Below are 20,758 nucleotides of genomic sequence, written 5' to 3' on the forward strand. Positions count from 1 at the left end.
ATCAAGAGCGTGTAAAGGTTGTGTGCTCGGGGTGTGGGGTTGGCGTGCGCGACACGGCGCGTCTGGCGAAGAGCCGCGTGCTCGCCATTGCGCGCCGGCTCAATCGAGTAGGTCATCTCACCCCGTCACGTGACTTGGTGAGATGGCCTCCGACTCACGTGAGTTGGAGGTGTGGGGTGTGGCCCAGTGGGCCACACCCCACTTGTCCTTGTCACCGCGTCGCGTGATGCGGTGGCTGGTGCGCCGTGCGCCGCCGAGTGTCCGCAGCAGCCTGGCCTGGGCGACACATGCCGTTCGCCCTGCCTCGTGCCGCGATGCGGCAGAACTCGGGCTGACGCCCGATGGGCAGCCCTCAGACCGTTGCCGTCACCGTCCCGCGTTCGGTGCCAGGAGCTCGCACGGCATCCACTTCCTCAGCACCTCCGGCACGGGAACCGTGCCGTCGGGCCGCTGGTGTTGTTCCAGGATGGCCGGCAGCAGGCGGCTCGTGGCGAGACCCGAGGCGTTGAGGGTGTGGATGTAGGCCGACTTGCCCTGCCTGGGGAGGTAACGAATGTTGCCGCGCCGGGCCTGGTAGTCGTGGGCGTTCGACACCGAGCTGACCTCGACGTACGTGCCCAGGCTCGGCAACCACACCTCGACGTCGAAGGTCCTCGCCATCGCACCGCTCATGTCGCCCGCCGCCAGGCGGCTGACCCGGTAGTGCAGACCCAGCCCCGCAACCAGGCGCTCGGCCTTGCCGAGGAGCTCGTCGTACGCGGCCTGCGCCTGGTCGGGTGTAGTGAACTGGAACATCTCGACCTTGTTGAACTGGTGCCCACGCAACGTCCCACGATCCGCAGCCCGGTGGGCGCCGGCCTCCTTGCGGTAGCTCGGTGTGTAGGCGAAGTACCGCTTGGGCAGTTCGGCCTCCGGCAACGTCTCGTCGCGATGGAGGCTGGCCAACGCGGTCTCCGCGGTCGGCAGCAGAAACCTCCCCGGGCCGCGTTCGTCGCCCTCCACGGTGAACACCTCATCGGCGAACTTCGGGAACTGCCCGGCCGCGTACCCCGCTGCGTACGTCAGCACGTGCGGCGGCAGCACGAACTCGTAGCCGTCGCGGACGTGCGCCTCGATGAAGTAGTTGAGCAGCGCCCACTCCAGCAGCGCGCCGTTGCCGCGGTAGACCCAGTACCCGCTGCCCGCGAGCTTGGCGCCGCGCCGGTGATCGACGAGCCCGAGCTCGCCGGCCAGCTCAACGTGGTCCTTGGGTGGGAAGGCGAACCGGGGTGGCCGACCGACGGTATGCACGACTTCGTTGTTCTCCTTGCCGCCGGCCGGCACGTCGTCGTCGGGAACGTTGGGCAACGGTTCCAGGAAGGCCCGATGGGCCTCCGCCCGCTCTCGCATTCGCTGCTCGGTTTCGCCCAACTGCTCGACGAGCAGCTTGGCTTGGGCGCGCAGGTCCTCGACGGCCTCACCGGCGCGCTGCCTACGGGCGATCTCCCCCGAGACCGCGTTCCGTTCGCCGCGCAGCCGCTCCACCTCCCCGCGCACCTCACGCAACTCGTGGTCCAGGCGGAGAAAGGCGTCGATGTCGAGAGGGACGGCGCGTTTGGCCAACGCCGTACGCACGTACTCGGGTTGAGTGCGGATCAGGTTGATGTCCAGCATCAGCTGGTTCTCCAATTCGACCAGGCCCTCGACGAGGGCGTGATCCCTTGGGGGCGCGGGCGAGAAGGGGCAACTCGCGGTGCCACCGCGCCTTCGCCGCCAGCGGTGTGGCGGCCTCGTTCGCAACCCTGTGACGGGGGCCGGCCGGCGAGGCATCGGGCCACACTCCGTGACCGTTCCTCCTCGCACTCAGGAGGGGATTCGCTCCGGGACGCGAGGCCGCCTTCACAGCATCTGGCGGCTCTCTCGGCTCGCGGGATCCGGGTTACTTGTCTCCGTCATCGCGTTGCGGCTGAGAATAAGGGGCTGCTATCGAGCGACGCCAGCGAATATTCGGCCCACGTTTGTTTTCGCCCTCTGTGCGACCTCGGCGACGGGTGCTGGCCAGGGGCCGGGCGGTGGGGTACAGCGCATGAGGATGACATGGGCATGGGCATGGGCACGGCGTTAGGCAGAGTCGAGTCCGCACCTCCGTCGGGGCTGGGCGTTGTCCGCAGCCCCGCCCGCTGACGGAGTCGAGCTGAGACGGAGTGAACGGAGCGAGTCAGGCAAGCTCACGGAAGTGACTGCGGAACTGGCTTGCTAAGACTGGAGGGGGGAGGGCTGCCCTGAAAGTCGACTCGGGGGGCCTTTCATGGTGAAAGGCCCCCCGAGGGACGGGTGGGTCAGTGGGCCTTGTCGTATGCCTCGCGAACGTCCGCCGGCACGCGGCCGCGCTCGGAGACCTCGTAACCTGCCTCCCGCGCCCAAGCGCGCACGGCCGCGCTGTCATCGCGCCGAGCCACGGGCTTCTGGCCCTTGCGGGACTTGCCGACCCGTCGTCCAGTCCGCGTGAACGGTGCAAGAGCTTCCAGTAGCTGGTCGTAACTGTCGGGTGCCAGGTCAATTTCATATTCGACGCCGTCGAGGCCGAAGCGATGAGTGGCGGCCTCCGAGCTTTCCTCGCCCGTGAGGTCGTCCGTGATGATGGTTACTACTTTCTGAGCCATACAGAAACTATAGAAGACGTCGTAAGTCGTTTTGACGCCTCCCTGCATGGGTCGAGCGGAAGAAGCGTCATGACCCCGGGTTCGGTGGCCGAGTTGGGGGCGTGTCCTTTGGTCCACAGGTGCCGCAATGCGCCGCTTTATGCGGGTTGGCTCGGTGCCGGAGTTCCTGTGTCGCTCCCCAAGCGGAGAGTTTGTTGCCAGAATTAATCATTTTTGGTCGTCGCGCCGAGCATGCGATGTACCTGGCCTGACGGTGACATCCCCTCGGTGACCGTGCGCTTCGCGGTAGCGGGGAGCCGTCGGGAAAACCGGCTGTGTCGATGCGTCGGCAACAGGTAGAAATACGGGCATGACGGTCTTCTACTGCGCGAAGTGCGCCGCGCAACTCACACCGGAACTACGACGGCTGCCCGCTGTTCCGGAGGTCTCGGTGGACGACAAGGATCGCGACAAGAAGACCTTCCTTGCGCCCTCGACGGTACCGCGGGGGTATTACGCGATTGATCCGGAGCCCTGGGGGGCTCCCTTCGAATCCGTCGGGGACGAACGCCGGCGTTCGGAGGGCGACCGATCGCTGATGATGCCAGCGGCCTGGGGCAATGTGGTCTCGGCGGGCCCCAAGGACTCTGCGATCGTTCACCCGGAAGATCTCCCGATCCTGACCGTGACCAACCCCGACCGACGCCATTGGGGTTGTTGCGGCCCTTTGGGCACCGGAGGCCGCAACATGGCCTGCAAGTGCGGGACCCTCATAGCCACCCTCGTCGCGGACTGCATGGGGCCGCACGAACTACATCTCGACCCGGTGCGGGTGTACGCCTGGAACGGTTGACTGAGCGGCGCTGTCGCACACACACAAGATATGGCGCCAACTGTGGTGAATCTTCGGCGAGTTAGAGCAGCGTCGCTGACGCAGCGGCGGGCCGTGCGGCATTCGACTGCTTGAGGGGAGCCAGTTGGTCCGTACTTGGTTCGCTGAGTATGGGAGTGGAATCGATCACGCGAGGCGAGCCGAGGGCGTCCCCCGGTCTGTTCGACGCGTGTCAGCGCCGATGGTCCGTCCGGGTTCTGATAATCGACATGCGCCGTGACTTCCGGTTGCCCTCGTCGTTGGCTGAGACATGAGGCGAACTACATGGCGCCGTCGTATTGCAGCGGTGCTCGCATGTCCGTTGTCCCTTCTCCTGGCTGGGGCCGCCACATCCGCCTCCGCCTATGCCGACAGTAAGCCGCCTGTTGAAACCCGCCAAGGTGGATACGTAGCCCTGGGTGATTCGTTTGCCTCGGGCGTTGGTGCCGGTGCGTCCAGCGGTAATTGCCGCCGTGCCGCGAACGCCTACCCCGCGTTGTGGGCCGCGGCTCACCACGGTGAACCGTTCGGCTTCGCCGCTTGTTCGGGCGCGAAGATCCACGACGTCGTCACCTCCCAGCTCTCCGGCCTCAGCCCTCGCACGGCACTGGTGAGCCTCACGGTCGGCGGGAACGACATCGGCTTCGCCGACGTGATGAAGACCTGCGTGGCGCGCGGTGAGAAGGCTTGCCTGGAGAGCGTCGCCCGCGCCGATCGGACCATGGACCACGCCCTGCCGAGTGCGTACGACGGACTCCTGCAGCGCGTCACGAAGGCCGCGCCCCATGCCCGTGTGATCGTGCTCGGCTATCCGCACCTGTACGCCGACCGGGCCTGCGCCGCCGGGATGGTGACGCGGAGGAGCCAGTCAGCGCTCAACGCGGCGGCCGACCACCTCGATCGCGTCATCGCCGGCCGCGCGCGGGCGCACAAGGGGGCCGTCTTCGCCGACGTTCGGCCGGCGTTTGCCGGACACGGGGTCTGCTCCGCCGACTCCTGGATCAATCCCCCGTCACTGCTCACCGCCGACGTGTCGTACCACCCCACCGCACAAGGCCAGCGCAGGGGCTACCTTCCCGCCCTGGGAACCGCAACAAGGTCCTGACCTCGTCGCATCGCCTTACCACCTCGACGCCCACTGAAGCCCGGCGTGCCGCGGAAGTCATTGGCCGATGGCACGCCGCCCTTCCACACCCTCGCGACCAGGTCCTCGTCGACAGTGGCGTACTCGGCGAAGCCGCCGAGCTTCATCTTGCCGACGGTACCCCTTGCCCAGAACAGTTCCTCGCCGTCACGGAGGTACTGAGCGATGCGGTCTTCGTCCGGGTCGCCTCCTTCGCGCGCGAAGTCCCGGAGCTTGCCGTCGGGAGTACCGGCACGCTCCCACCACAGCTCTGCGTAATGGGCGAGAACTACTGGCGAAGGGACCGGTGGTGATGCCGGCCGCGCCGATGTCATACGCGTCGCGCGTATCCGTCCGACTCCCTCACCCCTTCTACCGCCTCATCGAAGAAAGGGTTTGCGGGCGTATGGGCGCCCCGCCTACTGTGCCGCGCATGGGTTCCCTGTGACAGTCCCCGTGCGACCGCGTTGAGCTCGCTCCGCCGTCGCGCGTTCTCATCCGTGCTTCCGCTTCCTTGACGAGGCAGCCTGCGCGGCGTGCCGCGGAGTGACTCTGGCGCGCGCGGACGCACCCAACCACCCATGCCGATCGGCCCGGCCGAGAACAGGGGGACTCCATGCCTACCTCACAGCTCTCTCTTCAGAACGTCACCCGCCGCTACGACGACCACGTCGTGCTGGACGATGTGTCCTTCAGCGTCAAGCCGGGCGAGAGGGCCGGCATCATCGGCGACAACGGGGCCGGGAAGTCCACCCTGCTGCGGCTGGTCGCCAGGCAGGACCAGCCCGACAACGGCGAGTTGACCGTGATCGCGCCGGGCGGCCTGGGCTATCTCGCTCAGTCGTTGGCTCTGCCTCCCGAGGCCCGTGTCCAGGACGCGGTGGATGCGGCTCTTGCCGATCTGCGTGATCTCGAAGCGCGGATGCGTCACGCCGAAACCGGGCTCGTGGGCTTGGCGGGTGCGGAGCTCACCACCGCGCTGGACAGCTACGCCCACCTGGTCGCCCAGTACGAGACGCGCTCCGGTTACGAAGCCGATGCCCGGGTGGACATCGCCCTGCACGGGCTCGGCCTGCCTGGCCTGGCCCGGGAGCGGGCCCTGGGCACGCTGTCGGGCGGTGAGCGGTCGCGGCTGGCGTTGGCCGCGACCCTGGCGTCCCAGCCGGAGCTGTTGCTGCTGGACGAGCCGACCAATGATCTGGACGACCAGGCGGTGGAGTGGTTGGAGGCACACCTGCGGGCACATCGCGGCACGGTGCTCGCGGTCACCCACGACCGGGTGTTCCTGGCACGGGTCACCACCACGATCCTGGAGGTCAACGAAGGCAAGGTGACGCGGCACGGCGACGGCTACGACGGCTACCTTGCCGCCAAGGGCGCTGAGCGGCGGCGCCGTCTACAGGAATACGCGGACTGGTGCGCGGAGTTGGCCCGCAACCGGAAGCTGGCCGCCACGAACGTGGCCCGGCTGGAGGCGATACCTCGCAAGCTGCCGTTCGCCGTGTTCGGCCACGGCGCGTTCCGCTCCCGCGGCCGGGGTCACGGGGCGATGGGGCGCGTCCGCAACGCCAAGGAGCGTGTCGAACGGCTGACGGACAACCCTGTCGCGCCGCCACCGGAACCGCTGGTGTTCGCCGCCCGTCTCGCCACCACCGAGTCTTCGACGTCGCGGGCCGCGGCGGAGCTCACCGGCGTCCGTGTCGGGGATCGGCTGCACGTGCCGTCGTTGCGAATCGGCGGCGGGGAGCGGCTGTTGGTCACCGGGCCCAACGGGGCTGGCAAGACGACGTTGATGCGGGTGCTGGCGGGTGAACTGCAGCCCGATGAGGGGACGGTACGCACGCGGGGCCGCGTCGGGCACTTGCGGCAGAAGGAAACACCGTGGCCACCCGGTCTGACAGTCCCGCAAGCGTTCGCCTGCGGCCGGGGAGGCGACCTGGAGGAGCACACCGACCAGCTCCTGTCCCTCGGCCTGTTCAGCCCCTCCGACATGCGTCTGACAGTGAGCGAGCTGTCCTACGGGCAGCGACGCCGGATCGAACTGGCCCGTTTGGTCAGCGAACCTGTCGACCTGCTGTTGCTGGACGAGCCCACCAACCACCTCTCCCCGGCCTTGGTCGAGGAACTGGAAGGAGCTGTGGCCAGCTACCACGGCGCGGTCGTCGTCGTCGTCACCCACGACCGCCGCATGCGCAACCGCTTCACCGGCGGGCACGCGGAATTGGATGCCGGCCACGTCGCGCGGTTCCAGAAGGCCGCGGAGGCCGAGGCCAGCAGGTCGCCTCTGTACCCCTGACGCAAGGCGGCCTTCCTGCGGGCCCTTCTCCCGCGGGCAGGCCGCCCTCCACAGACCGGCGTGTCCTGTTACGGCCGTTGCAGGTGCAGTGAGATCGCCCGCCATCGACGTCAGGCAACAACCCACAGGATCGCATCGCGGCGAGGGGCGCTGCGGACCGGCCATCGCTGCGGTCCGCAGGGCGACAGCCCATCACCAAGCCCGTTCCGCCCGCCGTCTCGCCAAGATCACCACCTGAGACGACGCCGTAGGCTCACCAGGTGGCAACGAATGAGGTAAGCGGCGGAAGCATCAACAACGCTGTTCAGATCGGGACGCTGCGAGGCCAGCTCACCGTCGAGGACGTGCAGTTCCATGGGGATGTGTTTCGGAACTTCCTCCGTGGGGCTCAGGCGGTTCGCCAGTGCCTTCATGAGTGGTGGGCGCAGGTTGAGCAGGGGTGGGCGCCTGGGCGTGCTGCCGAGGTGCGGGAGATCTCGGGCGAGGCGTATCGACTCTTGGACGTGTTGGGGGACTTGGCGCTGCAACAGGACTTGGAGTCCCCGCACGAGGTCGTGAACGCGTCGATCGATGTGGAGAGCGCCTTGCGGAAAGCCGTTGGGGAACTTGAGGGCATGTGTGGTGAGGGTGGGGCGTGGAGTGTGGGGAAGCCGCTCGCGTATCCCGATGCGCTAATCCTGGACGACGTTCTCTGTGACTATGCGGGAACTGTGCGCATGCACAGGGGGCTCGCGTGATGAGGTGAGTCGACTGCCCGGCGGGCGATCCTGTTCCGTCCGGTGTGGGTCAGTGGGCCGGTCCGGGGTGGGGCGTGGTTGGCGGAGGCGGCGCCGGGGATCATGTAGGGGCCCTTGGGGGAGAGGGGCGTTCCGCCGAAGCCGCACACACTGCTTGCACGCTCGTTCACAAGTCAGGGTGCTTGGTTGCCACGTGGTAGTAGCCCGAGTGGAAGACCAGTGGGGTGCCGCCGTCGGCCTCGTACTGTTCGACCTCGCCGAGGAAGATGATGTGGTCGCCGGCGTCGAGGCGTTGGACGGTGCGGCATTGGAAGCGGGCGACCGCGCCGTCCAGGAGGGGGGTGCCGGCGATGCCGGGGGTGGTGGGGGTGCCGTGGAACTTGTCGTCGGCCGGGGTGGCGAACTGGCGGGAGAGGTGGTGCTGGTCGGCGGCCAGTACGTGGACGGCGAAGTGCGTGGCGTCGGTGAAGTCCGGGAGGCTGGGGCTGTTCTTGCCGGGGCACCACAGGACGAGGGGTGGGTCCAAGGAGACGGAGGTGAAGGAGTTGGCGGTCATGCCGACGTTGCGGCCGTCGGGGGCGCGGGCCGTCACCACGGTCACGCCGGTGGCGTACTGGCCCAGCGCGCGGCGCAGTTCGCGGCCGTCGAAGCGGGCGGCGTGCCGGGCGCGCTTCTCGGCGAGGAAGCGGCGTGCCTCGGCCTCCTCGAACCACCAGCGGTAGAGGGTGCGCGGGTCGTCGAATCCGGTCGCGAGGGCGCTTGCGACCGAGGGGATCTCGGCCGCGGCCGTCAGCAGTTCGCGGTGGTGCGGACTCAGGTCGGCCAGGAGGGAGTTGGTCCAGCCGACGGCCCACTGGGCCCAGCCGCGCCAGAAGTTGTCGAAGGTGCGCTGCATCCACTGCGGGGTGAACTCGGCGGCGCCGTGGCGGAGGATGCTGTCGAGGTAGTGGGTCGCTGCCTGGGCCGCGTTGTTCGAGCCCTGGCCGGTGATCGGGTCGTTGAGGACGACGGCGTCGGCCATGCCGAGGACGTGCCGGCCGGAGGCCAGACGGGCGACGGGGTGCCGGACGGTCGGAGTGACCCGACCGCGCAACACACCGCCGGCGTCGGTGAGTTGGGCGTCCCGGTACCGCTCGTATTCGTCGGGGAAGAACCGGTGGAGGACTTCCAGGGAGCGGGTGAGGTGCTCTTGGGGTGTGTGGATGTCGTCCCAGCAGTCCATCGGGCCGCCGGGGACGCCCTCGAAGACCATGATGTCGCAGGGGCCGGTGGTGGTGAGGGCGGGAAAGGAGAAGTACTCGCCGACGCCTGGGATCAGGCGGTAGTGGACGGCGGATTCCCCCTCCCGCGGCGCGGTTCCCCTGACGTACGTCAGGGCGAGCGCGCGGCGCGGCCGGTCGTACGGCGAGAGTTCGGGGTTGCGCGGGAAGAGCCGGCTCAGCTCGCCCTTGCCCGTGGAGACCACGACGAGATCGTGCGTACGGGCGTACCACTCCAGGTCGTTGACGCCCGCCTCGTGCAGCACGATCTCGCCGCGGCCGCCGTCCGCGAACTGCTCGATCCAGGCGGCACACTTGACCCGTTGGTCGACGGAGTGGGCGGAGCCCTCCAGCGCTGCGTGCCAGGAGACGCCCGGAGTCCCGTGCGGGCCGATGAGGGAGAGCGCGATGCCGGAGATGTCCGGGGCCTGGTCCTCCCAGTGGTGCAGGCCGAGTTCGCGCTCGCTCTGCAGCGCGGTGTCGAACATGCACTGACTGGACATGACCGGGCCGCGACGGATCGCGTCGGGATCGCGGTCGGTGACCAGGGTGACGTCATAGCCGTGTGCCTGGAGCCCCAGGGCGAGTTGGGACCCCGCCTGCCCGGCCCCGACCACCGCGATCCTTCTCATGACCCGCTCTCGTTATGTCTCTCGCTACGGCTCTCGGTACCTACGTACGTATCATCGCCGCTCAGGCAGTGACTCCGGCCAGGTAGCTCTTCGCGGCGGCCGGGTCCATGAACCAGTGGAAGAAGTCGCGCGGGTCGTCGAAGCCGTTGACGAAGCGGGCGGCGATGCGGGAGTTGGCGGTCGCCGCGGCGAACAGCTCCAGGACGTGCTGCGGCGGGGCGCCGAGCATCGCGTTGGTCCAGGCCGTGGCGGACTGCGCGTTGTCCCAGAAGCGACCGAAGGCCAGCTCCATGAACGCGGCGTCGTAGGGGCGCTCGCCGTGGTCGAGGAGAGTGGCCAGGTAGGAGGCCGCGCACTTCGAGGCGTTGTTGGAACCCTGGCCGGTGATCGGGTCGTTGAGGACCACGACGTCGGCGAGGCCGAGCACCTGCGCGCCGGAGGGCAGCGTGGCGACGGGCTTGCGGACGGTCGGCGCGAAGCGGCCCGTGAGGGTGCCGTTCCAGTCGGTGAGCGCGACGTCGGTGCAGCGCTCGGCCTCCCACGGGACGTATGCCCGCAGCAGCTCCTGGAACTTCGCCAACTGTGCGTCGGGGGCGAGCCCGTCGAAGCAGTCGAGCGGGCCGCCGGGGACGCCCTCGAAGAACATGATGTCGCAGGGGCCGCTGGTGGTGAGGCTGGGCATGGTGAAGTACTCGCCCAGGCCGGGGATGACGTTGAAGCTGACGCCGGGGCGGTCGGGCAGCGGCGCCATGCCGGTGACGTAGGCCAGGGCCAGCGCGCGCTGCGGGGCGTCGTACGGGGAGCGTTCGGCGTCCCGCTCGAACAGCCCGGCGATCTCGCCCTTGCCGGCCGCGACGATCACCAGGTCGGACTCGGCGGCGTAGCGCTCCAGGTCCGCGACGCCGGCCTCGTGGATCTCCAGGCGGCCACCGCGGCGCGCGAACTCACCCATCCAGAGCGGCATCTTGACGCGCTGGTCGATGGAGTGGGCGGTGGCGTCAAGGCGGGCGTCGAAGGAGAGTGCCCGGCCGCCCTGGCCGTTGGCGATGTTCACGCCGAGCCCGGCTATCGACGGGCAGGCGTCGCCCCAGAAGTCGAGGCCGAGGTTGCGCTCGTGCGCCAGCGCGGTGCCGAACATGGCCTGGCTGGACATGACCCGGCCCTCGCGGATCTGGTCGCCGGTGCGGTTGGAGACGATGGTGACGTCGTAACCGTGGTCGATCAGGCCGATACCGAGCTGGAGGCCGGCCTGGCCGGCTCCGACGATGGTGATCTTGCGCATGAGGGGATCTCCGGAGGGTCGGGGTGTGCGGTCTTGGGAGAGGCGTCGTGCGGTGTGGGGCGTGCGCTGCTTCCGGCGTTCGGTTCGGCGACGTCGTGACGAGGTGGCGCCGACGAACGGGGGGCGGTCGGGGGAGGAAAGCGGCTGCCCGCCGGAGGGGGGACCGGCGGGCAGCCGCGGGGAGCTGGGTCACCTAGGACCGGGGGATTGGTCCTAGGGCACCCGGCTGGCTAAAGGGGACCGGCCGACTCTGCGAACTGGGGCAGCAGTTGCACGGGTGCCGCGGGGTGTGGAGGCGCGCTCTCGTCGACTCCCGCCGGCCCGGTGGCAGGTGGCACGCGAGGCGCCGCGCATACGGCGTGCTGTCCGCTGGACGTGACTCCGCCCGTGACGGGCGCAGCCCGGCCCGGCACTCCCTGCATCGTTGCTTCCCTGGTTTCTTCTCGGGCCCGCGGCGGTCGGTGATCAACCTTGGTATGGAAAGATCACCTTTGCTATCCGCATCGCGCGGATCGCTGTCCCGATTGCGCATCTCGGCGGTGGAGGTTCCAGATGCCCGCTGAAGAGCCGCCCCTCGCAAACCACCAGCGGTTCCACACAACGGACATTTGGGAAGCGCGGGCCGAGGTCGGCCGGGCCTTCTGTCCGCACGAGCTGCGCATCACGCAACGCTCGGCGACGCTCGACGCCCGGCTGCACGGCGCACCCTTCGACCAGACGGGTCTGTACTACCTCGACTACGGAACGGAAGTCCGGATAACGCCGGGTGACCTGGAGAGCTTCTTCCTGGTCCAGATCCCCCTCGCCGGTTACGCCGAAATCACCTGCGGCCGCGAGGAGATCGTTTCCTCCCCCGAACTCGCCTCCGTCCCCTCTCCGACCGGAAAGTTGGACATGCGCTGGGGCGCCGGCAATCCGCAACTGATCGTGTGGTTCAACCGGGCGTCCCTGGAATCGCACCTGGGCAGCCTGCTCGGCCGCGCCGTCCGCCGCCCGATCCTCTTCTCGCTGGGCATGAACCTCACCACCCCGGGCGCTCGTTCCTGGCTCAACATCGTCGACCTCATGCGCCGAGAGGCGGAGGGGCCCGAGGGCCTGACGATGACGAACCAGCCCATCGTCACCAAACAGCTCGAATCCCTGCTCATGACCCAGTTGTTGATGGCCCAGCCCAACAACTACACGCCGGCACTGCTCGGCGAGCAGCCCCGCGTCGCGCCCCCCACGGTCCGCCGCGCCATGGAAATCATCGAGGGCCACGCCGCCGAACCGCTCACCGTCGCGGAGATCGCGGAATGCGTCGGCGTCGGCGTACGCGCCCTCCAGGAAGGCTTCCGCCGCCACCTCGACACGACCCCGCTCGCCTACCTCCGTGAGGTCCGCCTCGACCGCATCCGCAAGGAACTCCTGGCCGCCGACCCAGGCACCACCACAGTCACCACCGTCGCCACCCACTGGGGCTTCCTCCACCCGGGCCGCTTCTCCCTCGCATACCGCGAACGATTCGGGGAGTCGCCCTCGGAGACCTTGCGGGGGTAGGGGATGGGGCGTAGTTGGGGATCGGCAAGTTTGAGGCAACTGGTCAGGGTGCGCTTTCGGTGGAGTTCTTGGCCTGCGGTGAGCCAGGCGAGGGCCTGCTGGACCGCGGCTGCTCAGGGCGTCTTGAGTGGTGGCGCGCTGAAGGCTCGCTGGGGTTCAAGCCGAGAACGGACGCTGCGTCTGCTGCTGCGGTGACCACGCGCCTGGATTTCGTGGAACAGCGGGCCACTGTCAGTACAGCCCTCCTGCCAGCGCATGTTGAGGTGTATGGCCCAGGGGCACAGCATGTTCTGCTGCTGCGGTGGGCGCAACAAACCATCGGCGGCGCTCGCGTGGGCGGATCTGCGGACCCCCTGTGATCCATCCACGCGTTCTGGAGACTGTCTCGACTGCGAGAGCCGCGAAGTTGCGCCAGGCGTGGCCACTCTCTGCTGGCCAGGAACAGCTCCCACGACCGGGGAGACCCCAGTGTGTCCATGGCAGTGACGAGTTGGGAAAGCTGCTTGGAATGCGTGGGTGTTCGTACCTTGGGGCGGGGAGCTGAGGTCCTGCCGGCAACGGAACGCGAGACGCGTTGCATGCGTTCACTTTGATTAACCTTGACGGATTATTGCCCCATGGGTCAACATGCGCGAAATGTGCGCGCCAGGATGTTACGGGTCGCGGTAGGGGAACCAGCGGTTTGACCGTGACGTGCGCCCAGATGCTGTCAACGCATGGGGTGCCTCCCGCCGGCGGGTGCACCACCTAACCCTTGTCAACCTTGGTGCCTGCTATGTGATTGCCGGTGACAGGGCAGCGCTTGTCCATAACGCGGGCGATTTCTGCGGCGCTGATCGCCAGATGATGGTCGGGTGGGACAAGACCGCATTCGAATCGGTGGAAGAAAGTGCCATCTATCGTAATTTCGCGACACGCAAGGGTGGTGGCATTGGGTGAATGCCGTTCAATCGATGGCTCGGTAATGGCCCGTTCAGTGGGCGGCCGCAGGAACCTGTGGCCGCCCACTGTCGGCATGCAAACGGCGTCAGTGCGAAGTAGGGCAAGGAGCCTTGTTCATCCTGGACCCGGGGGAGTGAAGAGGTTGGTCAGACGGGTGCGGGTGATGAGGCGAGCCCCCTCGTTGTTGGCGTGGTGATCTCACTCAACACGCAGTATCCGAGGGGCACGTTTGGTTCCGTATTCTTCCGTGCTCGACGTCCCGCACGCACTCGTCGAGCACGCCTCCTGGCTGATCTAGTGCGACCACTACCCGGAGGTGCTTGCGTGCCCCCGTTGGTCGGGTCAGAGTGACAGGGGCTTAGTCGAGTCTGATTTTTCTGGTTCGTGTGCATTTATGGAGGAGTCCCGCGTGGTGGAGTTTGAGCAGTGGGACATCGTCTCCGGGGTGGGGTTGACGGCGCTTGGCGTGGCTGCTGGGCGGGCGTTGGAGAGTGAGCGGGACGATCGGCTGGTGAGCGATCCGTACGCCGGGGAGTTTGCGGCCGCGGCGGAGGAGGCGCCGGTGCCGGTGCCGCGGCGGATCGGGGAGCTTGCGCAACTGTCCGAGAGCGCACGTGAGATGTGGGTCTCGTTGGCGGCGTATATGGGCGTGCGGTCGCGGTTTCTCGATCGGTTCTTGATGGGGGCGGTGGCTGGGGGGATCAGGCAGGTGGTGGTGCCGGCCGCGGGGTTGGATGCGCGGGCGTTTCGGTTGGACTGGCCGGCGGGCGTGGAGTTGTTCGAGATCGATCAGGTGCGGGTGTTGGAGTTCAAGGAGGGGGTGCTGGGTCGGCTCGGGGCGCGTCCTCGATGTGGTCGGCACGTCGTTCCGGTTGATCTGCGGGGTGACTGGCCGACGGCGTTGCGGGGTGCTGGGTTCGATCCGGGGCGGGCGGCCGTGTGGTTGGTGGAGGGGTTGTTGCCGTTTTTGCCCGGGGAGGCGGAGCGGTTGTTCTTTGAGCGGATCAGCGCGTTGTCCGCGCCTGGCAGTCAGTTGGCTGCGGAGCATTTGGCGTCGAGTGTTCGACCAATTGTGGAGGATCCGGAGTTTCGTGTGGTGACACGGCAACTCGGGGTTGATATTGCCGAGTTGTGGCACTTCGAGGGCAAGGAGGACCCCGATCGGCAGCTTGCCGCCGCCGGGTGGGAGGTGCGGGCCGTGCCGGTGCCGGAGGTCGCCGCGGGGTTTGGGCGGGAACTCCCCGGCATGATGGGGCGCGCCGTGGTGCACGCCCGCTTCCTCACCGCCGAGCGGTAGCGACGGTGATGGCGATACCGGTCGCGGCGGTCGGGGTGAGGAAGCGGGCGTGCGGTAGCGGGTGTTAGGGGTCTTCCTTCAGTGGTCCACCCCGTCGGTTGTCCAGTGGTCTGTTCAGTGGTCGGGCAGCGGCATGGTCGTTAGACGCGAGCGCCGTTGTCCCGTGGGTCCCTGCGGCGGGGCGCAGGGCGGCGGGACCGTCGTGGTGCGGGGTTGTTGCCGTTGCCGTTGCTGCGTTGGGTGAGGGCGATGGCCAGTGGGGTGGCGGTGAAGATCGAGGAGTAGGTGCCGACGGTGATGCCGATCAGTAGGGCCAGGGCGAAGTCGGTGAGGGTGTCGCCGCCCAGGACGGCGAGTGCGGCGAGGATGAAGGCCGCGCCCATGCCGGTGTTGATGGTGCGTGGGACGGTCTGGAGTACCGCGTGGTTGGCGAGGTCGGGGAACGGGGTGCCGCGGGCGGTGGTGCGCAGTTCGCGGATGCGGTCGAAGACCACGACGGTGTCGTTGACGGAGTAGCCGATCACGGTCAGCAGGGCGGCGAGGAAGACGCCGTCGATGGGTTTGTCGAGCCAGGCGAAGACTCCGACGAGCACGAGCACGTCGTGTGCCATGGCGATGACGGCGGACAGGGCGAAGGCCCCTTGGAAGCGCACCGTTAGGTATACCAACTGTGCGGCCAGGGCCAGGCCGAGGGCGATCAGGGCGCCGTTCCGCAGTTCGTCGCCCAGGCTCGGGCCGATGAGTTCGTCTCGGATCTTCTCCGCGCCGTTGCCGAGTTCGTTCACGACGCGGTCGGTGGTGGTGAGTTGGTCGGCCGAGAGGTGTTCGGTGCGTACGGTCAGGGAGCGGTCGCCGGAGGTGGTGACCTGGGCGCGGTCCAGGCCCGCGGTGCCGAGGGCGGTGCGGGCGCGTTCGGCGTCGACCGGGCGGGAGGTGGTGTACTCGATCATGCGGCCGCCGGTGAACTCCACGCCGTAGTCGAGGCCGCGGACGGCGATGCCGGACGTGGCGAGCAGGACGGCGGCGCCGCTCAGCGCCAGCCAACGGCGCCGGTGGCGCATGAGGTTGGGGCTGCGGCGGGTGAGCCAGGTGCGGATGCGGCCGAGGCCGGCCAGGCCGGTCAGTCGCGGGCGCCGTTGCACCGGGCCGCGGGCGATCGCGTATTCCGCGAGGACCCGGGTGATCAGTAGCGCGCTGACCATCGAGGCGGCTACCCCGATGCAGAGGGTGACGCCGAAGCCGCGTACCGGTCCGGAGGCGAAGGCGAAGAGCAGCCCCGCGGCGAGGAGGGTGGTGATGTTGGTGTCGGCGATGGCGCTGAGTGCGTTGCGGAAGCCGGCTGTCAGGGCGCTGCGGAGGGTGCGGGGCCGGGTGCCGCGGCCGGCCGCGTACTCCTCCCTGGCGCGTTCGAAGACCAGGACGTTGGCGTCCACGGCCATGCCGATGGCCAGTACGAACCCGGCGAGGCCGGGGAGGGTGAGGGTCGCGCCCAGGGCCAGCAGGGCCGCGTAGGAGATGAGTGCGTAGCAGGCGAGGGCGAGCGTGGCGAGGGCGCCGAGCAGGCGGTAGATGACGGTGAGGAAGAGGGCCGTCAGGGCGATGCCGATGGCTGCCGCGGTGGCGCTGGAGGTGATTGCCTGGGCGCCCAGGGTGGGGCCGACGGCGCGTTGTTCGACGAGGTCCACCGGTACCGGTAGTGCCCCGCCGTTGATGAGCAGCGCCAGTTCTTGGGCGGCGCGTTGGTCGAAGCCGCCGGTGATCTGGGTGTGGCCGCCGGTGATGCCGGTGCCGCAGGCTACGGACGGTTCGACCGCCGGTGACGAGATGATCTTGTTGTCGAGGACGATGGCTGCGCGGCGTGCCGGGTCGTGTGCCGCGGCGCAGGCTGCCTGGCCGGTGAGCTGCGCCCAGGCCCGTTCGCCGGTGCCGCGCAGTCCGAGGCCGACGGACCAGCCGCCGCCGCGTTCCGCGTCGAACTCGGCCTCGGCGCGCTGCACTTCGGCTCCGGTCAGGGCGGCGGGGCCGAGCCGTAGTGGGGTGCCTGATTCGTCGGGGAGAACGGTGTTGCGGTCGCCGTCGGCGGGCTTGGTGCCCTTGGCGGCGGTGCCCAGGACCGGGTGGACGGTGAGTTGGGCGGTACGGCCGAGGATCTCGGCGGCCTCGTCGGGGTCGTGGACGCCGGGCAGTTCCACGACGATGCGGTGGTCGCCGGCGCGGGTGAGGTTGGGTTCGCTGACGCCGAGGGCGTCGACGCGTCGGCGGAGCACTTCCAGGGTGCGGTCGGTGGCGTCGCGGTCAGCGGTTGCGGTGGGGGAGTCCCTGGTCTCCAGGACGAGTTGGGTTCCGCCGCGCAGGTCGAGACCGAGTCGGACGGGTTGGGTCAGCGCGAGGAAGGTGGAGAGGGCAAGGATCGCGAGCGCGAGTAGCGCCCGCACCCTCGTGGCGCGGGTCAAGATGCCTCCAGCAGGCATGCGCGGGCCGCGGGTGCGGCCCGGTGGGATGGGGGTGTGAGGGGGCTGGAGGCGGGGGCGGGGCGCGGTCGCGACATCGGCCGGCGTAGTGGGGGGAGTCGGGGGTGGTGGTTGTGGGCGGGACGGACAACCACGTGGGGCGTGGCGGGCCCGTCGAGCGGGGTGGCGGAAGGGTGGCCGATACCGGTGTGGGGAGGGGGAGGTGACGGGGTGTCGGGAGGGTCAGGCGGGGAAGATCGCGGGGGTGTCCCGCGGCGTCGTCGGAGGCGGCGGGGCGCACGCAGGTCGTCGTGCCGGACGGCGTCCCGTTGACGGTCGCCGCGCCGGGCGCCGCCGTGTCGACGGTCGTCGTGCCAGACACCGCCGTGTTGACGGTCGATGCGGCGATTTCCGTGAGCCCGGGGACGAGCAGGGCGAGCGTGGTGAGGAGGGCGAGCAGCGCGGAGCGGCCCCGCCGAGCTATGTGAGCAGACACAGTACGCAAACCCTCCCTTACCGACACTGTGTCATGCCGCGGCTCGCGATGCCCGCCAGAGGTCGCGCGTTCCGCACGTCAGCCGGCCGCGTCGCGGGCGTCTCCTCCGTGTGGTCCGCCGTCGTAGGTCAACGTGCTGACCGGTCAACGCACTAAGCTGACGAAGGAAGTTGAACGACCGGTCGGTAGTGGACGGAAGGTGGCCGAAAGATGGCGGTGCCGGAGGACTGGATGGGGGCGCGGCTGCAGGAGCCGGTCGAGCTGCATACGGATCGGCCGCATGCCGCCCGGGTCTACGACGTGTTGCTCGGCGGCAAGACCAACTACCCGGCGGACCGGGAGGCGGCCGAGCGGACGCTCGCGGCGCTGCCGTTCGCGGCCACCATCGCCCGCCAGAACCGTGGCTTCATGCACCGCGCGGTCCGCCACCTGTCCGCCGAGGCCGGCATCCAGCAGTTCCTGGACATCGGCACCGGCATCCCGACCCCGCCCAACCTCCACGAGATCGTTCAGGTCGGGGCACCCGAGTCCCGCGTCGTCTACGCCGACAACGACCCGATCGTGCTGGCGCATTCGCGGGCGCTGCACACCAGTCACCCGCAGGGCCGCACCGCCTACATCCAGGCCGATCTCACCCGCCCCGGGCAGATCCTGCGCAACGAGAAGCTGCAACAGACGCTGGACCTGGGTCAACCGGTGGCCCTCACCCTGATCGCGGTGTTGCACTGGCTCCCGCCGGAGTGCGATCCGTACGCCGTCGTCGGGGAGTTGATGGACGCGTTCGCGCCGGGCAGCTATCTGGCGCTGACCTATGTCACCGCCGACTTCGAGCCGGAGGCGCTCCAGGAGGTCTCGGAGAACTTCGAGTCCAAGGGCTCCCACGTCAACGCGCGGAGCAAGGGCGAGGTGCTGCGCTTCTTCGACGGCCTCGAACTGGTCGATCCCGGCCTGACGGTGGTCCACCGTTGGCGTCCGGACCCGGTGGAGCTGGGCGCGATCACCTGGTCCGATGTGGACGTGCCGCTGTATGCGGGGGTCGGCCGCAAGGGCTGAGCCGCAGAGCGAAGGGCCCCACCCGCGCTGGCGCTGCGGGTGGGGCCCTTGTCAGCGCCGTCCTGCGCGTTGGGGTGCGCCGGACGAGGTCGGTCAGTCGGCGGCCGGTAGTGCCGCCCAGACCGCCTTGCCGTCGGCGGTCGGGGTGGTCCATCCCCACGAGGAACTCAGGCAGTCGATGATGTGCAGCCCGCGCCCGCTCTGGGCCAAGTGGTCGGGCTCCCGCAGGACCGGAACGTCCGGGCTGTGGTCGCAGACCGTGCACAGGACGAGGTCCCGACAGCGCAACAGGCCCAGCCAGAGCGGATGCGGGGCGGCGTCGCGGGGTTGTCCCGTGGGCTTGGTGAGCCCGTAGCGCAGGGCGTTGGTGAGCAGCTCCGTGACGACCAGGACGGCGTTGTCGACCACGGGCTTGAGGTTCCAGCCGCTGAGCGTGGTGTGGGTGAACCGGCGTGCCTCCGCGGCCGCTTGGCCGTCCGCCGTGAGGGCGCGGGCGGCGAGCCCGTCGGGGTGGGCGGTGCGGTCGTCGGTGAACGGCAGGATGCGCGGTGCCTGCGCGAGCCAGTGGCCGAGGGGCAGGGTGGGGAACGGGGCGGCAGTCGAACCTGCCGAGCGGATGGTCATCACGAACTCCGTGGCGCCTCTCAGACCTTCGTCACGAACGGTGATCCTGAACCACTATCCCTGGCCAGCGCTGGCGCTGCAAGTGCATCTGCAATTACATTCGAGACGAACGTAATTGCATCGGTAAGTGCAGCCGCACGTGCGGCAGTTCGTGATGCTGGATTGAGAAGCCTGTACGGAGAGCGAGGGAGCAGCGGGATGCAGCAGTTCGACAACGGTGTGTCCGCGGACCTGATCGAGGGCGCGGTGTGGAGGAAGAGCAAGCGCAGCGCCCCCGGCGGCGACTGCGTGGAGGTCGCCGAGCTGGCCGACGGCGGCTTCGCCGTCCGCAACTCCCGTGACCCGCACGGGCCGGCGCTCATCTACACGCGGGCTGAGATGGTCGCGTTCGTCGGCGGCGCGAAGGACGGCGACTTCGACGCGATGGTGGCCTGAGGCGCCAACCTGGTGGCGGGCCCATCCCGGTGGGCCCGCCCTGCATGACCGCCCCAGCGGGCTCGGCGGCGCATGCTCAGCCTCCTCGGCGGAAGGATGGCGTGATTCTGTACCTGACGGCCGGTAAGTGCGACACTTGGCGTATCAACACTGTCGCTTACGGGAGTTGGGATGACCGCCACGATGCGGCCGGAAGGCGAGCTGTCGATAGCGCGCTACCTGCAGGAGCCCCAAGTGGGGCCCACTGCGGCGCGTATCGTGCTGGGCGCCCAACTCCGGCGGCTGCGTACCGCGGCCGGGATCTCGCGTGAGGACGCGGGCCGGGCCATCCGTGGTTCGCACGCCAAGATCACCCGTCTCGAACGGGGCCAGGTCGGTTTCAAGAGACCGGATCTGGTCGATCTGCTCACGCTCTACAAGGTGCTGGACCCCGATCGCCGCGCCGAGTTCTTCGAGCTCGCCGACCAGGCCAACTCGCCCGGCTGGTGGCACGAGTACAGCGACGTCCTGGAGGACTGGTTCGAGCTCCACCTCGGCCTGGAGGAAGCCGCCGCGCTGATCCGCACCTACCAGGTGCAGTTCCTGCCGGGACTCCTCCAGACCGAGGACTACGCCCAGGCCGTCACGCGCATCGGCTACCCCAACGCACCGCAGGAGAAGGTCGACCGCATGGTCGCCCTGCGGATGGAGCGCCAGAAGCTGCTCGCCCGGCCCGAGGCCCCGCGACTGTGGGCGGTGGTCGACGAGGCCGTGCTGCGCCGCCCCTTCGGTGGCACCGAGGTGATGGTCGCCCAGTTGCAGTACCTCCTCAAGGCGGCGCAGATGCCCAACGTGACGCTGCAGATCGCCCCGTTCAGCGTCGGGGCGAACGCGGCTGCCGGTGCACCCTTCAGCATCCTGCGCTTCTCCGAGCCGGAGTTGCCCGACAAGGTCTATCTGGAGCAGCTCACCAGCGCCCTGTATCTGGACAAGCAGGAGTCGATCGACCAGTACACGGCCGTGATGGATCGCCTGTGCACGGAGGCCAACACCCCGGAGGAGACCGGCGACTTCCTGAACGTGCTGATCGACCAGATGACGTGAGTCCGACTCCGACGTGAG

The 20,758-nt window shown here is 68.8% G+C and carries 16 protein-coding genes and 1 pseudogene; 9 read left to right on the forward strand and 8 right to left on the reverse strand.

The features are described from left to right. Positions 1-366: 366 nt before the first annotated feature. Both serS and ACIQU6_RS23985 read right to left on the reverse strand, forming a co-directional pair. Positions 367-1,653, reverse strand: a complete 1,287-nt coding sequence (serS, locus tag ACIQU6_RS23980) for a serine--tRNA ligase (protein WP_403483721.1) — start codon at positions 1,651-1,653, stop codon at positions 367-369. Between the two features lie 665 nt (positions 1,654-2,318). Continuing rightward, positions 2,319-2,642, reverse strand: coding sequence for an Lsr2 family protein (locus ACIQU6_RS23985; protein ID WP_403483722.1), 324 nt, complete (start codon positions 2,640-2,642; stop codon positions 2,319-2,321). 349 nt (positions 2,643-2,991) lie between these two features. On the opposite strand from ACIQU6_RS23985, the gene ACIQU6_RS23990 reads away from it, so the two are divergent. Then, positions 2,992-3,474, forward strand: coding sequence for a hypothetical protein (locus ACIQU6_RS23990; RefSeq protein WP_403483723.1), 483 nt, complete (start codon positions 2,992-2,994; stop codon positions 3,472-3,474). Positions 3,475-3,814: 340 nt separating this feature from the next. Continuing rightward, complete coding sequence (locus tag ACIQU6_RS23995; protein WP_403483724.1) at positions 3,815-4,597, forward strand: SGNH/GDSL hydrolase family protein; 783 nt, start codon at positions 3,815-3,817, stop codon at positions 4,595-4,597. Here the strand turns inward: ACIQU6_RS23995 and ACIQU6_RS24000 are convergent. Beyond that, positions 4,561-4,950 carry a hypothetical protein gene (locus ACIQU6_RS24000; protein WP_403483725.1) on the reverse strand — a complete coding sequence of 130 codons (390 nt, stop codon included), beginning with the start codon at positions 4,948-4,950 and terminating at the stop codon, positions 4,561-4,563. The genes ACIQU6_RS23995 and ACIQU6_RS24000 overlap by 37 nt on opposite strands. A gap of 281 nt (positions 4,951-5,231) precedes the next feature. On the opposite strand from ACIQU6_RS24000, the gene ACIQU6_RS24005 reads away from it, so the two are divergent. Together ACIQU6_RS24005 and ACIQU6_RS24010 are read left to right on the forward strand one after the other, a co-directional pair. Further along, complete coding sequence (locus ACIQU6_RS24005) at positions 5,232-6,911, forward strand: TlrC/CarA/OleB/SrmB family ABC-F type ribosomal protection protein (RefSeq protein ID WP_403483726.1); 1,680 nt, start codon at positions 5,232-5,234, stop codon at positions 6,909-6,911. A 260-nt stretch (positions 6,912-7,171) separates the two neighbouring features. Beyond that, positions 7,172-7,648 carry a hypothetical protein gene (locus tag ACIQU6_RS24010; RefSeq protein WP_403483727.1) on the forward strand — a complete coding sequence of 159 codons (477 nt, stop codon included), beginning with the start codon at positions 7,172-7,174 and terminating at the stop codon, positions 7,646-7,648. 166 nt (positions 7,649-7,814) lie between these two features. On the opposite strand, the gene ACIQU6_RS24015 is transcribed toward ACIQU6_RS24010, so the two are convergent. The 3 genes and pseudogenes from ACIQU6_RS24015 to ACIQU6_RS24025 form a co-directional block, all read right to left on the reverse strand. Further along, positions 7,815-8,282, reverse strand: a complete 468-nt coding sequence (locus ACIQU6_RS24015; protein ID WP_403483743.1) for a flavin reductase family protein — start codon at positions 8,280-8,282, stop codon at positions 7,815-7,817. 42 nt (positions 8,283-8,324) lie between these two features. Then, positions 8,325-9,539 (reverse strand): annotated as a pseudogene (locus tag ACIQU6_RS24020) (styrene monooxygenase/indole monooxygenase family protein); the annotation flags it as partial. Between the two features lie 61 nt (positions 9,540-9,600). After that, positions 9,601-10,821: a styrene monooxygenase/indole monooxygenase family protein gene (locus tag ACIQU6_RS24025; protein ID WP_403483728.1), complete on the reverse strand. Its 1,221-nt coding sequence runs from the start codon at positions 10,819-10,821 to the stop codon at positions 9,601-9,603. Positions 10,822-11,373: 552 nt separating this feature from the next. Here ACIQU6_RS24025 and ACIQU6_RS24030 point away from each other — a divergent pair. Together ACIQU6_RS24030 and ACIQU6_RS24035 are read left to right on the forward strand one after the other, a co-directional pair. Continuing rightward, positions 11,374-12,360: an AraC family transcriptional regulator gene (locus ACIQU6_RS24030; RefSeq protein ID WP_403483729.1), complete on the forward strand. Its 987-nt coding sequence runs from the start codon at positions 11,374-11,376 to the stop codon at positions 12,358-12,360. A 1,351-nt stretch (positions 12,361-13,711) separates the two neighbouring features. Next, positions 13,712-14,599, forward strand: coding sequence for an SAM-dependent methyltransferase (locus tag ACIQU6_RS24035; protein ID WP_403483730.1), 888 nt, complete (start codon positions 13,712-13,714; stop codon positions 14,597-14,599). A gap of 140 nt (positions 14,600-14,739) precedes the next feature. On the opposite strand, the gene secD is transcribed toward ACIQU6_RS24035, so the two are convergent. Beyond that, positions 14,740-17,070, reverse strand: coding sequence for a protein translocase subunit SecD (secD, locus tag ACIQU6_RS24040; protein ID WP_403483731.1), 2,331 nt, complete (start codon positions 17,068-17,070; stop codon positions 14,740-14,742). A 685-nt stretch (positions 17,071-17,755) separates the two neighbouring features. Between secD and ACIQU6_RS24045 the strand changes: the two genes are divergently transcribed. Beyond that, positions 17,756-18,598, forward strand: a complete 843-nt coding sequence (locus ACIQU6_RS24045; protein ID WP_403483732.1) for an SAM-dependent methyltransferase — start codon at positions 17,756-17,758, stop codon at positions 18,596-18,598. Between the two features lie 93 nt (positions 18,599-18,691). On the opposite strand, the gene ACIQU6_RS24050 is transcribed toward ACIQU6_RS24045, so the two are convergent. Next, positions 18,692-19,222, reverse strand: a complete 531-nt coding sequence (locus ACIQU6_RS24050) for an ATP-binding protein (protein ID WP_403483733.1) — start codon at positions 19,220-19,222, stop codon at positions 18,692-18,694. 198 nt (positions 19,223-19,420) lie between these two features. On the opposite strand from ACIQU6_RS24050, the gene ACIQU6_RS24055 reads away from it, so the two are divergent. Then, complete coding sequence (locus tag ACIQU6_RS24055; RefSeq protein WP_403483734.1) at positions 19,421-19,657, forward strand: DUF397 domain-containing protein; 237 nt, start codon at positions 19,421-19,423, stop codon at positions 19,655-19,657. Between the two features lie 171 nt (positions 19,658-19,828). After that, a complete protein-coding gene (locus tag ACIQU6_RS24060) occupies positions 19,829-20,740 on the forward strand; it encodes a helix-turn-helix domain-containing protein (protein ID WP_403483735.1) in 912 nt (303 codons plus the stop codon). The last annotated feature ends 18 nt before the right edge of the window (positions 20,741-20,758 follow it).

The organism is Streptomyces sp. NPDC090442 (genome assembly GCF_044769405.1).
Classification (GTDB): Bacteria; Actinomycetota; Actinomycetes; order Streptomycetales; family Streptomycetaceae; genus Streptomyces.

Coding starts and splice junctions, on each gene's coding strand:
- serS (WP_403483721.1), bottom strand. CDS start 1,653: ATGCTGGACATCAACCTGATCCGCACTCAACCCGAGTACGTGCGTACG.
- ACIQU6_RS23985 (WP_403483722.1), bottom strand. CDS start 2,642: ATGGCTCAGAAAGTAGTAACCATCATCACGGACGACCTCACGGGCGAG.
- ACIQU6_RS23990 (WP_403483723.1), top strand. CDS start 2,992: ATGACGGTCTTCTACTGCGCGAAGTGCGCCGCGCAACTCACACCGGAA.
- ACIQU6_RS24000 (WP_403483725.1), bottom strand. CDS start 4,950: ATGACATCGGCGCGGCCGGCATCACCACCGGTCCCTTCGCCAGTAGTT.
- ACIQU6_RS24005 (WP_403483726.1), top strand. CDS start 5,232: ATGCCTACCTCACAGCTCTCTCTTCAGAACGTCACCCGCCGCTACGAC.
- ACIQU6_RS24025 (WP_403483728.1), bottom strand. CDS start 10,821: ATGCGCAAGATCACCATCGTCGGAGCCGGCCAGGCCGGCCTCCAGCTC.
- ACIQU6_RS24030 (WP_403483729.1), top strand. CDS start 11,374: ATGCCCGCTGAAGAGCCGCCCCTCGCAAACCACCAGCGGTTCCACACA.
- secD (WP_403483731.1), bottom strand. CDS start 17,070: ATGCCTGCTGGAGGCATCTTGACCCGCGCCACGAGGGTGCGGGCGCTA.
- ACIQU6_RS24045 (WP_403483732.1), top strand. CDS start 17,756: ATGGCGGTGCCGGAGGACTGGATGGGGGCGCGGCTGCAGGAGCCGGTC.
- ACIQU6_RS24050 (WP_403483733.1), bottom strand. CDS start 19,222: ATGACCATCCGCTCGGCAGGTTCGACTGCCGCCCCGTTCCCCACCCTG.
- ACIQU6_RS24055 (WP_403483734.1), top strand. CDS start 19,421: ATGCAGCAGTTCGACAACGGTGTGTCCGCGGACCTGATCGAGGGCGCG.
- ACIQU6_RS24060 (WP_403483735.1), top strand. CDS start 19,829: ATGACCGCCACGATGCGGCCGGAAGGCGAGCTGTCGATAGCGCGCTAC.